Below are 15,110 nucleotides of genomic sequence, written 5' to 3'. Positions count from 1 at the left end.
GAGATGATGCACCGAGCCAATTAATATCAATTCGAGCTCATGCGGCATTTCTACCCGTCCCTTAATCAAGTTCCAGAATGCATAAGCTTTAGCGATATACGGCAAGATGCTGTTTCACGAAGCTGCCAGACTGCTCATGTCGCACACAATATGCACTAAATGGAATATTTTTCAGTGAGCAATTTCACCAAAACAGACTATCTCTGGCTCGTTAATACCATACATTGGGCCAGCAAAGCATATCTGGCGCGCATCCGAAAATGGTGAGACTCTCTAAAACACAGCGCGACATACCAACGCGGTTCAATATCTGCACTCTTAGCCGCCAAGAGCAAAAACAATCACCACGCCGGCCAAACCTCACTGAGATCAAAGCGGTATTTATACGCCATCACCACATTATGACCTTGAAAGTCATACTCTTTTTCGCTGAGTACCGGACTGAAGTTATAGAGCTGGAACTGATGCGGCCCCTTGTTGGCTTCCAGATACACATTAATGGCCATACCAAAGCCGCCGAAGTTCACATTACGGGTTTCGCCCCGCTGTTCTGCAACATGGGTGATCTGATAATTGCCTTTCAGATCCAGATAGCCTGCGCCAAAGCCGATGCCGACTTTGGCATTCCAGTCTGAACCGGCATCACGGTTCCAGTGATAGAACAACACAGGTACCGCCGTAATGGCATAGCCTTTCACTGACGTGCCCAGATCAACGTTTTTCTGGCTGTCCTGCAGCTCTTGCTGGCCCGATTTGAAAAACGACCAGTCGAGCTGAAACTGCACGCCAACATTGGAATTTTCAGAAAAGTAATACGGCGACGACACCAGTGAGGCGGTTGGGAGTATATGGAAGCCGCTGGTCATCACAGCCACGTCTTTATCTCCATGTTCCGGGTCCTGAATTTCAATATTGGTGAAGGTACTTTGTAATCCAACGGCCAGTTCAACAGCATAGCTGACGATTGGAAAGGCAGTGAACAACATAAGAAAGAAAACGCGAAACATTGGTGTGTTGGGTCAGTCAGGAGAGAAAGTCGAAGTCTAACAGTGGCTTACCCTTTGAGCAATCAGTGCCGTGCCAATCATGCAGAGTCAGGCATTAGTTATCACTCTTGTTGCCATCCATGCTGCTGCGCAGATCAACCATCGACTGCTGGCTTACCTTGATCAAGCCGCTTTGCGGCCGGTTGAGATCGACCACCAGAGTCACCAGCACCGCGAACGCAAGGACTAAGGGGATCACTGCAATCAGCCTTCGCTTAGCGGAGTAACCCACCTGGGTGCCCAATGCAATCATGGCGAGCGCTGTGATCGCTGCCAGCGCCAACCAGATACTAAAAGGGATCCGGTTTAGTAATGCGCCCGTCACTCTTTTTTCATGCATATCAATCAGATCATTGGTCGCCTGAATCATCAGCGAAGTCAAAGGGCTTGGATTGGCGATTGCGTAAACAGAGACTGCATTCCACAGCTGGCGGTGGATCGCCGCAGATTCTTTCAGCGCTTCATTGATGTCACTGCCTCTGGCCGCGTCGAGACGGATATCGACATACGATTTAAGCAAATCTTTCACAATGGTTTCAGATGACTCATCAAGTAAATCGGCCCGCAAATAGGCTGTGCCAATGATATTGGCTTCTTCAAGCACATTGTCTCTTCGGGTTTCGTGCTGCGAGGATGCAATAGAAAAAGTAAAAGCGAGAACAAACGCCAGCATCCCCAGCAGCCCCCCAACCATAGATCCAAGTGGGCCTGGGACGTCTTTATCTTTTCGTTTAAATACATACCGGCCAAACTGATAACCAATTTCGCAAAACAGCAGCATCATCAGAGCGATGCCAACAAAGAGCCAAAATATATGCAATGATTCAAAAAGCCTGACATGCATATGCCACTCCTATCGATTCAGCTTGCCGATATCCCAGGCTACATCCCGTTATGCGTTCAACGGATTCTTTGTTAGGCCCGCTTTAATTAAGCATAAATCGCAAATGTCATAAAGGAAGCAAAGTGACTAAATAACCAGCAAAAATCAGCCTCACAGCTCTGTTGAATACCGCTCAAGACGACGAACAGCACTCGGCTCTGACGGGACTGACAAAATCCTCCGCTCTACCCTTCATTTCCGCCATACAGTATGATGACCAGTAACTTAGTTATGCGGTAAAACGGATTCTCAATGACCATCAGCAAACCTATCCCGACCAATATCATCACTGGCTTTCTGGGAGCCGGTAAAACTACGGCCATATTGTCGCTGCTGGCGCGCAAGCCTGCCGATGAGAAGTGGGCCATTCTGATCAATGAGTTTGGTAACGTGGGTGTCGATGGGGCCATGCTCGACCAGCAGGGCGCCATCGTCAAAGAAGTGCCGGGCGGCTGTATGTGCTGTGTTGCCGGGCTGCCGATGTCGGTGGGCATCAATGCCCTGCTGGCCCAAAAGCCGGATCGCCTGCTGCTGGAGCCCACCGGCCTGGGTCATCCCAAAGAGATCATTAATAAACTGACCTCTGAAAGTTACGCTAAATACATCGATCTGAAAGCGACGATCACCCTGGTTGATCCGCGTCAGTTTTCAGACAGCTTATATACAGACAACCAGAACTTTCAGGATCAGATTGCGCTGGCCGATGTGCTGGTCGCCAACAAAATCGATGCCTGCAGCGATTATGATTTGCTGATGTTTGAGCAGTACGCCAGCGAGTGCGAACCTGCCAAACAAATGATCACTCAGGTTGAGCAAGGGCAGCTTGACCTGTCGCTGCTCGAACAGCCTCGCATAGCACGACAAGCCGCACACAGTCATCACCATCATCATGACGATGCGGCCGCGCCGCTGCCGGGGTTAGAGCTGGCCCCCGGTGAAACCTTCATCCGCAAAGAAAACCATGGTCAGGGCTATCACAGCTGCGGCTGGTTCTTTGCAACCGATCTGCATTTTGATTTTTCCCAGCTGTTTACCCTGTTTACTAACCTGAATGCCCAGCGCGTGAAAGCCGTGGTCAACACCGAACGCGGATGCTTTGCTTTTAATGTGGTCAATCGGGTAGTCTCGGTGAATGAACTCACTCTGGAAGGGTTTGAGTCCCGCATTGAAGTCATTGATAAGGACATACTGCCTTGGGATGAGTTAGAAGAGATTCTTGTCTCTTTGACAAAAAAAGCCTGATACCGACTATTATTCATCAATGCTTTGGGATCAACTTGCCACCTGAATTTACGCAAGGAGCAATTATGCTAAACCCATCAACGGCGAAAGCCGTCATCGACCATGCGCTGTTTCTCGGCGCTGATTTTGCCGAACTTTTCGTCGAGCACCACCAGTCAGGCTCTGTCGAGTTCAATGCCGGTGATGTCGATAAAATCAACGGCGGTATCGATTTTGGTATCGGTATCCGTCTCTTCTTCGGTCACAAAGTGCTGTACGGTTACACCAACAGCACTGAAGAAGAAGAACTGAAGCGCGTCACCAGCCTGCTGGCCGCCAAAGATAACCGCGATCAAATCGTACAGGCATCCGCACTGAACTTCAGCCGACTGACTGACAAACACCCAGTGCGCCAGCCTTTGTCGCAGGACGCCAACCTGGAAGCCAAAATCGCCTTCCTGCGTGCCACCGACAAAGCGGCACGGGCAGAAAATGGCAAAATTGCCCAGTTCATCGGCCGCATTCTGCAACGTCAGCAGCAGGTGGAAATTTTTAACTCCAATGGCCTGCACACCGGCGATACCCGCCATTACACCCGCATTGCTGCTACCGCTGTCGCGCAAGATGGCAATGAGCAGTCAACAGGCTTTGAAGCACCAGGGGCACTGACAGGCTGGGAATTTAACACCCGCATCGATCCCACATCGCTGGGCCAGCAAGTGGCAAAACAGGCGATGATCAAGCTCACGGCTGATAACTGCCCGTCGGGTGAAATGCCGGTGATCATAGGTAACGGCTTTGGTGGCGTGATTTTCCACGAAGCCTGCGGACACCTGCTTGAAACCACCTCAGTGGCCAAAAAAGCCTCGGTCTTCCATGACCAGATGGGCGAAATGATTGCAAACCCTGTGGTCAGTGCCGTGGATGACGGCACCATGGCAAATGAATGGGGTTCCATCAACATTGATGACGAAGGCATGGCAACCCAGCGTACCCAGCTAATCAAAGACGGTAAGCTCACCAGCTTTATGGTCGATCAGATGGGTGCCAAGAAAACCGGTTTTGCGCCTACAGGTTCCGGCCGCCGTGAATCTTATAAGTTCGCGCCGACCTCCCGCATGCGTAACACCTTCATCGAGCCGGGCGACAGCAGTCTGGAGGCGATGATAGCCAGCGTCGAAAAAGGCATTTTCGCCAAGAAAATGGGCGGCGGTTCCGTTCAGCCTGGCACAGGTGAATTCAACTTCGCGGTGCAGGAAGCCTATTTAATCGAAGACGGTAAAATCACCCGTCCGCTGAAATCCGCCACCCTGATCAGTACAGGGCCGAAGGTTCTGAAAGAAATCAGTATGGTCGGTCAGGATTTCGAACTGGCAGCCGGTATGTGCGGCTCGGTCAGCGGCTCAGTGCCGACCACAGTTGGTCAGCCGGCACTGAAAGTAGACAATATTCTGGTGGGAGGTAACTAATGGCAGATCAACACACCCTGCAACACGCCATGGAACAGGTGCTGGAGCTGGCTGCCTCTGCGGGCGCCGAAGCGGATGTCCTTGCCAGCAGCAGCCATAACCTGTCACTGAAAGCCAACAACGGCGAGCTGGATGAATACAAAGTCACCTCCGGCCAGGTGATTGGCGTACGCGTTGTCAAAGACGACAAAGTGGCCACCAGCTACTCGGAATCCCTGCATCCGGACAGCCTGACACTCATGGTAGAGCAGGCGCTGCAAAGCGCGCAGTTCACCAAAGCAGACGCCCACCAGCGGATCCAGGCAAAGAACAGCCGCTTAACCACTGACTCGCCTGAGATTTATCAGCAGGACAATGTGGATATCGAACAGAAAATCGCGCTGTCGCTGGCGCTGGAAAAAGGCGTGATCGACAAAGGAGCCAAAAGTGCGCCTTACAATGGTTTTGGTGAATCCGACAGCCTGAGTATGCTGGCCAATACCCATGGCGCCTTCTGTCAGCATCAGGAGCGTTCCACTTACTGTTACACCTATGCCCTGATTGATCAGGATGGCAAACAAGCCATGCATGGTGGCATGTCATCCGGACGTCGCTTTGCCGAGCTCGATCCGAACTACTGCATCAATCACGGTGTCGACACGGCGCTGGCACTGCTGGACGGCGGCCCTGTCGCGACCGGCAAGTATGCGGTGATCTTCAATCTGAGTGAACTGAGCAGCCTGTTTGGCGCCTTTGGCATGTGCCTGTCCGGCCAGTCGGCCATGAAAGGCATTAACCCGTGGCGCGACGCTCTGCACAAACAGGTCGCCAGCTCACTGCTGACGGTCAGTGACATGGCCTATGTAAAGGGCGGCTCTGCCATCAAAGCCTTCGACAGCGAGGGATTTGCCACCCAGGACACGATTCTGATCGGTGAAGGTCAGCTACAGAGCCTGCTGCATAACAGCCACACCGCCAGCTATTTCGACATTGCCAACACAGCAAACGCTGCCCGCTCGGCCAAAGGGGGGCTGGGTGTTTCTTCCCGCCATCTGGTGATTGCCGAAGGCCAGAGTAATAACACCGAAGTCACTGCAGGCGAATACCTGGAGCTGGTTGAGCTGCAAGGCGTACACTCAGGTGCCGATGCCATCAGCGGCGATTTTTCTTTCGGCGCCAGTGGCTTTCTGTGCCGCGACGGCAAGCGCCTCCAACCGGTACGCGGCATCACAGTTGCCGGTAACTTTTACCAGATGATCAAAGCGATTGATGCGGTCGGTAATCAGCTTGAAAATGACTACGAGCGTGATTTCTTCGCACCCAAAATTCGTTTCAGCGGATTAAGTATTGCGGGTAAATAATCAGGCTGGCAAACACCACCTGCCTACTCCGGATTCATCCCGATCAGCACAGACAGTGATCGGCTGACGAGCCGGACACTGTGCTTCATCAGAATGACCTCATCAGATTGATGGGGTCATTTTTTATGCGCTAACTAAGATGGGCTAACGCTGCTGGCTTTCCTTCTTTTTCTCACAGCCGGTATTGAACCCAGGCTGCCCCCAGGGCTGGCATAACGGGGCTGTGCTTCAGACCATGCGTGCTGCCATACTGACAGCGGCCAAAAACATAATGACTCCCGCCCCCTTAAACAGCCAGGTCTGTGCCTGAGAGCTGGCGAGAAAACGCCGGATTTTCAGCGCACCAACAATAAATACTGCACCGACAAAGACAAGAACCAGTATGGTCAGCGGTACCAATAACAAACCCCAGGTTTGGAACGACACCGTATCCAGCGTGATAACCAGCGGCAGAATGGCCAGATAGAAAGCGATAGTTTTCGGGTTACCCAGAGTAATCGTTAAGCCGGATAGCCAGGCTGCCGTCAATTCCCGCTTGTTTGTCTGTTTATCTATGTTGATGGCTTCCGGATTGTGATTCCAGAATTGCCAGGCTAACCACGCCAGATAGAGGGATGCACACCAACTGACTGCAGTGAACAACCCGCCGTAACTATGGGCGACAACAGCAAGGCCAAACACGGCAAAAGACAGGTAAATTAAATCCCCCAGAATTAACCCGCTGAGCATGGTAAACCCGGTAACCGCACCGCCACGTACGCTGTGCGCAACCAAGGCTGTCATGCCGGGACCAGGAATCGCTGCCGCCAGCATCAGCGCTGACATGTATGCCAGGATTTGCGTTGTCTCTAACATAAAATATCCTTTATAATCAATTTCTTTTGTGTTTATACGGTTTCAGAGCTCTGCATATTGCACCTTTCTGGCTGGTTTATTTCACGATGTCGGTGCACGACCTCTCTGGCAAAAACCAAATCAAGCACCGCAAGTCCGACCGATTTAAACAGCGTTCTCTGACGGGATGATTGCCAGCCACCATGAACATGAATTTCACCAATTTCTTTACCTGCCTGGTCCAATGCAATTACGCCTTTTTCTCTGGCTTCTCTCAGACATTGAGATGCGTTCCACGCCGCATCACGGCCATCAAGAAACCAATCAGTGACGGCATACACATCCGGGCTCAACTCCTGAAACCCGAGTGCAGAGGCCCCCACAGCATTGATGTGACAGCATTCAGGCAACATATCCGGATATAGAATAGGCGCCCTGGAAGCTGTCACAGTGCACACAATCTCAGCATTCTGAACAGCCTGTGCAGGCGTGGCTGCAACGCTGGCCACTATACCGGTCTCTTTCCGGCACCACTTGGCAAACTGCTCCGCATGTTCATGAGTCCGGCTCCAGACTGTGACTTCCTGAACCGGCCGGATATTCAGCATGGCTTGCAAATGACGTCTGGCCTGTACACCAGTCCCTAAAATTGCCAGCTTGCTGGCTGATTCCGGAGCCAGCAAGTGAGTCGCCCAAGCTGAAGCGGCAGCGGTACGAAGTTCAGTGATGATTCCCGCGTCCACACTCACCATGCCGTGGTTAACTTTCGCATCATAAAGCAGCACACAACCTTCATGTGACTGCCGGTCCGGCGCACGTGTGAAATCAACCAGAACGGACTTCACACCAAACCCTTCGTATCGGCCTTCTGAGATAAACGCAGGCATATTGCCCATGATCCGTCCGTCATCAGAACGAATGAGATCACGAAGCGATTGCTGCACCTGCCCCGCACTTTGCAACGTAAAAGCCGCCTCGCATAACTCCAGACATAAAGATAAAGGTAATGCACTTTCAACAGACGCCCGATCAAAAAATTGCATCTCAGCACTCCTTGTCTGTCAGGACACGTTCATAAATTCCGGTTCGATCTGAGTCCCGGCCAGACTGTTCAGCAGCGTAGACATCGTTTTCTGAGATACACCTAAAATAATATCCAGCATGTTCTGTCTGGTATAACCTGCCCGCAGAAAATCCATCGCTGCCGGCTGCGGGATGATCCCCTGAGCCTTAACCACTACTTGGGTAAAACGGTGAATAGCCCGAAGCTTTTCCGGTAAAGAGTCTGGATTCGTTTCCAACTGAGTTAATGTGTCAGCAGCAACACCTTGCTTCAAGGCAATCCAACGATGCGCCTGAACGGTATAACGACACTGATTCAGCAACCCTGTTGTTATCCAGACCACGGCTTTTTCTTCGTCTGAAAGTGAACAGTCTGAAAATCGGTCATGTGCATATTGATAAGATGAAAGCAGTGCCGGAGACTCTGCCATGTAAGCACTCTGGTTTGGAATCCAGCCAAAATTATCAATAGAGCTTTGCAATAATTTTCGACTGTCCTCCGGTGCGCTCTGAACCGTATGCATTTCTAATTCAATCATTTGACACCTCTTTAATTTGTTCCAGCGCTTTCGGTTGCGCTGAACTGAATACTGACCACAACATATGAATAGGCCGAACCCGGGAGATAAATTTAAGCTGATGTAGTCCGGCGGCAACCTCAGTCGTCAATGCTAAATCTACCTGGCCTTCGACAACCGCCGCGGCAGCCGCACTGGTCGACTTCATTTCGACAACCCGCTCGATTTTCATCCCTTCCGGCAGTAACTCTCTGATTAAAGGGACAGGCGCCGGATGTGAAGCAACCACCAAGGGACGGTCAGCCACTTTGTTTTTTGTCGCCAGACCATACATAGGCGTATCAAAAAGAAATGAGCCTAATAATGTCAGTTTGGGATCCATATAAAAGTCGTTAACTTGCGAATAAGCATTAGCAACAATCAGCAAGCCATCTGCTTTATGAAGGTTATCTCTTGCTTCCTCATATGTGTTATTTAAAAAGATCGAGTGGTCGCTTTCCGAATAACGGTTTTTCATCCAGTTACTAAAATGGTGAGAGGCATATTCACTACTCGTCCCCTTCGGACCAAGTGTAAAGATAGGAAAATTGACCGCATTATTCAGAGCAATATCTAAGAAATGCATATTTATTACCTTATCTTATAGAATATTAAATATCACGAGAACCTACCGCTGTAAGCCAATGACCAAAATCATTCATCTCACCTCTGACCGCTTTCATATAAAGCGATTTCAGTTTTAGAGTTAAGCTGCTTTCCTGGTCACTGTTCAATTCGTACTGATCAATTTTTCTCACGGGCGAAATTTCCCTTCCTGTACCAGTCAGAAAACATTCATCTGCAGCGTACAACTCAGAAGGTAAAATATCCCGCTCTTCAATATCACAATTTAAATAAGCACCAGCCAGTTGAATCACTGTATTCCGGGTGATGCCATCCAGAATATGAGCATGCAGCGGCGGTGTAATCAACCGTTCATTTTTTACAATAAAAATATTCGATGTTGTCGCTTCCGAGACACACCCGTGAATATTTAACATGATGGCATCATCATGTCCCCCATTCATTGCGGTCTCCATCGCTAATGCTGAATTCACATAGCTGCCAGTAATCTTTGCGCGAACAGGTATCGCTGTATCCGGCACCCGCCGCCATGCGGAAACGGAGCAGGAAATTCCCTGAGCCGATTGCCGGGAAGGCATATTCAGGCTGTTTACTGAAAACCCGGTACTTATACCTGACAGTTTCACTCCAAAACCCATCTTCGGCAGCAGGTTTTTCTTAAATGCGATCGGACGAATATAACAATCCTGATTTGCCTCATTCTTCACCAGAAGTTCAAGAATGCTGTCTTCTATCGCCTGCCGGGACGGCAAATCATTGATCATCAGTAACCGTGCTGAATTCAAAAGCCGCTCAATATGATCGCGCAACCTGAATACATTCAGTTGCCCGGTGCGGTTGTCACGGTACGCCCGAATACCTTCAAAAACAGCGGTCCCATAGTTGAAAGCCTGCGTCGTGACCGATACGGAAGCCTCTTCAGCAGAAACCATGTTTCCATCCATCCAGACCCATTGATGATGTGCAGAAACTGTTTCTGTTCCTTGTTCCAACTGAGCGGTCATTATTGGAACCCCCGGTTGAGCAACGCCAGAGCCGCATTCCGGTCATCGTTGTCACCATCCGGCCTCAGGTCATGCAATCTGGCGGCTTTCCAGCTCACCATGGCTGACGTACCTGTAAGTGCGCTGGTTTTGCCAATCTCTATCTGAACCTGCACCCCGTTCAGTTTTTCCTGCATATGACGGCGGACTGAATTGAGTATTGTCGAAGCCTGCACTGAGTCATCCAGCAGTTCCACCGTGACATGAAGCCTATCTTTCCCCTCTTCACGGGTAATCCTGATTGCATAGTCCAGACAGCCTGAAAGCTGATCCAACAAGGCTGATTCAATATCCCAGGCGCAATATTGAATGCCATCTAACAGCAATACATCCCTTACCCGGCCAATCGGTATAATTTTTAAAGCACCATTTGGCTGAGGCATGGCCCGTACCATATCTCCGGTACGATAGCGGATAAGTGGCTTTTGACCCTGATACAGATTTGTGATGACTAACTCACCGGTCACAGTGGTTCCGGTAAGTGGCATAGGTTTGCCCGTTTCCGGGTGAATCACTTCATAAAAGTTATTAAGAGGTACCGTGCAGAGCTCACTTTCGTGATTACAGACAGCCAGAATCGAAGATTCCTGCGAGGCGTACATACAGTTATAAATCTTTGCACCCCACACTTCACCGATGTTTCGCAACAAGGCAGGCGTAGTTAACTCACCTAAAGTCAAAATCAGGCGAACACTGGTCTCTGCAGGAGAAATACCTGCATCTTTCAGATATCTGGCCAGACTGATAGCGACTGCCGGTGTACAAACTAATGCCGTGAGTTGAAGTTCACTGATCAGCTTCATCACTCTTTCCATACCAACAACCGGTGAACGAGGCCACATTTTCACCACACTGTGACCAAGACTCCGCATAACATCTTCAAAGGTATCACCGGTTGAGTGAAGCTCTGTCGGTCCCATCACACCCACGATATGATGCTCGCCATGCTGCCGGAAAATGTCTTTGTAACGGATAATTAAAGGGGTGTTGTTATGAATTGAATCAATTTCATTTCTCGGACATGGCGTCGGAGAGCCTGTCGTCCCGGTCGTTTCATAATAAACCCAGCTTCGATGCAACGGTGCCGAAGCCATAGCTGCGCCCTGCTCACGAAGATCCTGCTTCGTGGTAAAAGGTAACCGCTGAATGGCTTCAAGCGTCATCTGATGAATATCCGTTTCCGTCAGCCCGGAAAAGTGCTTTTTATAAAAAGGGGAATAATTGGTCACATAGCCAAGTACATGCTTCAGTTGAGAAAGCTGCTGCGCATTTAATTGTTCAGTTGAAAGATCATTACTTTCAAACCGCTGATGAAGCTGAAACACGTCACGGGCTTGATTCATTAGATCATCTTTAAAAATCGCGTACATATCCATTTCTCATTAATATTGAGGGAAAAAGGAAATCATTCCGTTATGTAAAGAGAGACAGGTTTCCAGTCAATTTCTGAATTTTTTTTCGTGGCCCAATCAAACCAATAGCAACCAATTCTATATTTTCACTGTTTACACTTGAAATTCTCTCGCCATATTCATCATACGTTTTGCAGGATTGAGCTAAGGAACTGAACGGCATGACATAAATATCATCATCCATTTCACCAATCTGATGCAGCTCATGCAGGTAGTCACCTCTGGCTTTCAAAATTGGCAACGGAGAATAAATGACACCCGGGTAAGAGAAATCATTCATACTTTTCATATCCGGCCCCACCAGATTTTGTATGTTTTTTCCAAAGCTAATCCCAATCACACTGGCAGCATTGACCGCAAGACCGGTTGGTAAGTCATTATCGACAACAATCGTGCATTTATGTTTGCTTGCATCAAATTCCATCTTCAGGCCTCAATTAAATCAGATTTTTCAAGAAACATTGATTTCAACAATTCAAAATCGCCGATGGCACGTGAATAACTGCTCGTTAAGTCAATGTCGACGACATGCCAGTCCGCAAGTGCTTTCCACTTTGCCACACCGATCTGATGATCAGGATGCTGAATATACTCCACCAGCGTTTCCTGATTATCAAAAAGCCCGATAACCACAAAATCCGCAGCAATGGCACGGTTAGAAATGTTTCTGCCGCAAACCCAGGCCTGAATCTGCGGAATATGGGCAGGATGGTTTCTGGTTGCCTGCTCTGCTTCTATGGCTTCTATCGACGCCCATGACCACGGGCTTCTGAAGTGAAACGTAACGATATGTAAAATCATATTTTTCCTAGCTCGTTGTTTGTGTCACGCCAATGTTCATCACCTTCTGGCGATGTCATTGATAATTATTCATTCGCACAGTGTGAAATAGTATGCACCATCCTCTATGAAATTTGTTACCTATATTGCTTGAATTTCAGGCAGAAAAAGGTAGAGTCTTTCTTAAATCTCATCATTTAAGAAAGAAATTGGCCAACTCAATGCTGAATCAGATAGATATTAAAATCCTGACCCTTTTGCAGGATGATGCACGTATCACTAATCAGGCGCTGGCAGATAAAATCGGCCTGTCGTCTTCTCCCTGCTGGCGTAAAGTCCGTAAGCTGGAAGACGATGACATTATTCAGGGATACAGGGCGGTTCTGGACCGGAGGAAGATTGGTCTGGGCGTGATGGTATTCGTTCGGGTGGCCATTGACAGTCACAGCGAATCGGAAGCCAGAAAATTTGAGCAAGAAGTGACCGCACTGGAAGACGTTGTTGCCTGTTACAGCATAGGCGGTGATGCCGACTTTCTGATTCAGGTTGTTTCCCCGGATCTCGATTCCTATGCCGATTTCGCGATGTCAACCATACGGCGTTTACCTGGTATTAAAGAAATGCAAAGTATGTTTGTACTTAAGGAAATTAAGCCGTTCACCGCATTCCCCATTAAAAAGCCTAAGAAAACAAAAGGATAGACGCTGTTTACCACTCGGTTTCCGCTTCTGTCCGCTGTTTTTCGTCCAAGAGACGGGAACGACAGAGGATTTTTTGAAGAAAGTTGCGATGGTCAGTTTACGACGCGAAGCACACTTTTTCGTACTACCAGCGTTGGTTCCAGCCGCACCACTTGCGGCTCGGTGATTTCTTTATTGATCCGCTTGAGCAAGGTCTCGACAGCCGCCTGGCCTAAGCGGTATTTCGGTTGATGAATGGTGGTCAGTGATGGCGTCATAAATTTTGCGATATGGATGTCATCGTACCCGATGAGGGAGAGATCCTCCGGGATACGAATCCCTTGTTCATGGGCGGCGTTGATGACCCCCATCGCCATCATATCGTTACACGCAAAAATAGCGCTGGGCAATGCACCGCTGGCAAAAATCTTGTTGAAAGCAGAGTAACCGCCTTCACATTCAAAATCAGACTCCACAATCCAATCGTACTGAACCGCCAGTCCGGCTTCATTCAGCGCACGCTTAAATCCTTCATAGCGGAACTGTGCCTGATGTTTCATCAATGGCCCGGTAATACAACCGATCTCACGGTGTCCGCAATCAATCAGATAGCGGGCGGCCAGATAACCGCCCTGATAGGAGTTGTCCTGAATTTTATCACTGGCAAAGGACATTGGCCCCCAGTCCATCACCACCACAGGAATATCGGGATAGCGCTCAAAAACGTCTATCTGCTCACCTTCCAGTGTCGAACACATTAACAGGAGTCCGTCGACCCGCTTTTGCAGCAGCGTATCGATAGAAGCCTTCATGCGCTCACTGTCCCCTTCGGTGTTGCACAGAATCAGGTTATAGCCTTTCTGATAACAGCTGCGTTCCACTCCTTTAACCACTTCACCGAAGAATGGGTTGGTTGAGGTCGTCACCAGCATACCGATAGTTTGGGTACGGTTGACTTTGAGACTGCGGGCCAGCGCAGAAGGTGCATAGTTAAGTTCTTTCGCAGCCCGGTTCACGCGTTCTGCGATTTCATCGCTGACAAAACGGGATTTGTTAATCACATGGCTCACAGTTGAAGTCGACACGCCTGCCAGTCTTGCAATATCTTTCATCGTGGCCATGTATTGTTCCTGTGTGATTAATTAATGACGGCGAAACGCTCCGCCAGAAAAGCATCTACCTCTGCACGCGTCGGAATTGATGTCTGGGCGCCAAAGCGGGTAACAGAGATGGCGGCAGCGGCATGTGCAAAACGAATGGCTGATTCTAAAGACATATTTTCCAATAAACCAGTCACCAGGGCACCGTTGAAGGTATCACCGGCCGCTGTTGTATCCACCGCATCGACCCTGTACCCCGGAATGAGCTGACCACGGCCATTCTGACTCAGCCAGACTCCCTTCGCACCCAGGGTTATCAGCACAATTTCGATGCCCTTGCGATGCAACTCGTTCGCCGCAAGCTGAGCGGTCTGATTATCCGTGACTGTGATACCAGTCAATACTTCTGCTTCTGTCTCATTCGGGGTGATCACATCGATACAGGACAGCAAACTGTCCGGCAATGCCCGTGCAGGTGCGGGATTTAAAATGACACTGGTTTGATGAGCCTTTGCTTCACGCGCTGCCCGTTCAATGCCCTCAAGCGGTGTTTCCAGTTGCATCAGCAAAAACCGCGCTTCACGCATCCGCACTATGTCTGGTTCAATCCGGGCAGCCGTCAGGCATTCATTGGCTTCCGGTGACAGGCAGATCGTATTTTCACCGCTGGCGGATACCTGGATCATGGCGATGCCGGTCGGACAATTCGGTTGCATTTTTACCCCGGCGATATTGATGCCGTCACACTTAAAGCTTTCCCGGATAGCAATGCCGAAGGCATCATCACCGACACAAGCAATGAAGCCAATATCCGCATTCAGCCGCGCCGCCGCAACCGCCTGATTCGCCCCCTTACCACCAGGAATGACCTGATAATCACGGCCATGTAACGTCTCCCCCGGACGCGGAAAAGCGGGCACCCGCAATACATGGTCAGCATTTACACTGCCTAAAACCACTAGTTTATTCATAGTATTATCCTGGCCGCTCATAAACCTACTAAAACTCTTGCTTTATCCCTCCACTTTTTCAGAGGAACATCAAAACTGCTTGTGAGCCCCTCCCCCCTTTTCAAGGGGGAGGCTAGGAGGGGGTTAC

At 49.6% G+C, this 15,110-nt stretch carries 16 protein-coding genes; 4 read left to right on the top strand and 12 right to left on the bottom strand.

Translation table 11 applies throughout. The annotated features are described in order from the left end of the window. Positions 1-341: 341 nt before the first annotated feature. The gene (locus H511_RS0121430; protein WP_027254192.1) at positions 342-986 is read right to left on the bottom strand and encodes a hypothetical protein; all 645 of its coding nucleotides are present in this window, start codon (positions 984-986) and stop codon (positions 342-344) included. A 115-nt stretch (positions 987-1,101) separates the two neighbouring features. Continuing rightward, the gene (locus H511_RS0121425) at positions 1,102-1,890 is read right to left on the bottom strand and encodes a bestrophin-like domain (protein ID WP_027254191.1); all 789 of its coding nucleotides are present in this window, start codon (positions 1,888-1,890) and stop codon (positions 1,102-1,104) included. 291 nt (positions 1,891-2,181) lie between these two features. Between H511_RS0121425 and H511_RS0121420 the strand changes: the two genes are divergently transcribed. From H511_RS0121420 to H511_RS0121410, 3 genes are all read left to right on the top strand, one after another. Continuing rightward, entirely contained in the window at positions 2,182-3,171 is a 990-nt protein-coding gene (locus H511_RS0121420; protein WP_027254190.1) for a CobW family GTP-binding protein, read from the top strand. 65 nt (positions 3,172-3,236) lie between these two features. Then, positions 3,237-4,619, top strand: a complete 1,383-nt coding sequence (locus H511_RS0121415; RefSeq protein WP_027254189.1) for a TldD/PmbA family protein — start codon at positions 3,237-3,239, stop codon at positions 4,617-4,619. Next, positions 4,619-5,959 carry a TldD/PmbA family protein gene (locus tag H511_RS0121410; RefSeq protein WP_027254188.1) on the top strand — a complete coding sequence of 447 codons (1,341 nt, stop codon included), beginning with the start codon at positions 4,619-4,621 and terminating at the stop codon, positions 5,957-5,959. The genes H511_RS0121415 and H511_RS0121410 overlap by 1 nt, the downstream gene beginning before the upstream one ends. Positions 5,960-6,187: 228 nt before the next feature. On the opposite strand, the gene H511_RS0121405 is transcribed toward H511_RS0121410, so the two are convergent. From H511_RS0121405 to H511_RS0121370, 8 genes are all read right to left on the bottom strand, one after another. Beyond that, the gene (locus H511_RS0121405) at positions 6,188-6,814 is read right to left on the bottom strand and encodes a LysE family translocator (protein ID WP_027254187.1); all 627 of its coding nucleotides are present in this window, start codon (positions 6,812-6,814) and stop codon (positions 6,188-6,190) included. Between the two features lie 32 nt (positions 6,815-6,846). Then, positions 6,847-7,836 carry an ornithine cyclodeaminase family protein gene (locus H511_RS23890; protein WP_051288353.1) on the bottom strand — a complete coding sequence of 330 codons (990 nt, stop codon included), beginning with the start codon at positions 7,834-7,836 and terminating at the stop codon, positions 6,847-6,849. A gap of 18 nt (positions 7,837-7,854) precedes the next feature. After that, positions 7,855-8,394 (bottom strand): carboxymuconolactone decarboxylase family protein, encoded by a 540-nt coding sequence (locus tag H511_RS0121395; RefSeq protein WP_027254186.1) that lies wholly within the window; start codon positions 8,392-8,394, stop codon positions 7,855-7,857. Beyond that, positions 8,387-8,998, bottom strand: a complete 612-nt coding sequence (locus H511_RS23885; protein WP_202602039.1) for a hypothetical protein — start codon at positions 8,996-8,998, stop codon at positions 8,387-8,389. Before H511_RS23885 ends, H511_RS0121395 begins: the two co-directional genes overlap by 8 nt. Before the next feature lie 25 nt (positions 8,999-9,023). Beyond that, positions 9,024-10,001 carry a branched-chain amino acid transaminase gene (locus H511_RS0121385; RefSeq protein ID WP_051288351.1) on the bottom strand — a complete coding sequence of 326 codons (978 nt, stop codon included), beginning with the start codon at positions 9,999-10,001 and terminating at the stop codon, positions 9,024-9,026. Further along, on the bottom strand, positions 10,001-11,383 hold the full coding sequence (locus H511_RS0121380; protein WP_211225227.1) for a phenylacetate--CoA ligase family protein: 1,383 nt from the start codon (positions 11,381-11,383) through the stop codon (positions 10,001-10,003). Before H511_RS0121380 ends, H511_RS0121385 begins: the two co-directional genes overlap by 1 nt. Before the next feature lie 70 nt (positions 11,384-11,453). Then, positions 11,454-11,876 (bottom strand): DUF2000 domain-containing protein, encoded by a 423-nt coding sequence (locus H511_RS0121375; RefSeq protein ID WP_027254183.1) that lies wholly within the window; start codon positions 11,874-11,876, stop codon positions 11,454-11,456. A 2-nt stretch (positions 11,877-11,878) separates the two neighbouring features. Beyond that, positions 11,879-12,253 carry a Dabb family protein gene (locus tag H511_RS0121370; protein ID WP_027254182.1) on the bottom strand — a complete coding sequence of 125 codons (375 nt, stop codon included), beginning with the start codon at positions 12,251-12,253 and terminating at the stop codon, positions 11,879-11,881. 200 nt (positions 12,254-12,453) lie between these two features. Between H511_RS0121370 and H511_RS0121365 the strand changes: the two genes are divergently transcribed. Beyond that, entirely contained in the window at positions 12,454-12,933 is a 480-nt protein-coding gene (locus H511_RS0121365; RefSeq protein ID WP_036760178.1) for an Lrp/AsnC family transcriptional regulator, read from the top strand. 92 nt (positions 12,934-13,025) lie between these two features. Here the strand turns inward: H511_RS0121365 and H511_RS0121360 are convergent, their stop codons facing one another. Together H511_RS0121360 and rbsK are read right to left on the bottom strand one after the other, a co-directional pair. Further along, a complete protein-coding gene (locus H511_RS0121360) occupies positions 13,026-14,033 on the bottom strand; it encodes a substrate-binding domain-containing protein (protein WP_027254180.1) in 1,008 nt (335 codons plus the stop codon). Between the two features lie 17 nt (positions 14,034-14,050). Beyond that, a complete protein-coding gene (rbsK, locus tag H511_RS0121355; RefSeq protein WP_027254179.1) occupies positions 14,051-14,983 on the bottom strand; it encodes a ribokinase in 933 nt (310 codons plus the stop codon). Positions 14,984-15,110: the final 127 nt, after the last annotated feature.

The sequence above is a fragment of the Photobacterium halotolerans DSM 18316 genome, assembly GCF_000425165.1.
In the GTDB taxonomy this organism is placed as follows: domain Bacteria; phylum Pseudomonadota; class Gammaproteobacteria; order Enterobacterales; family Vibrionaceae; genus Photobacterium; species Photobacterium halotolerans.
This window is presented reverse-complemented; position numbering and strand designations above follow the sequence as displayed.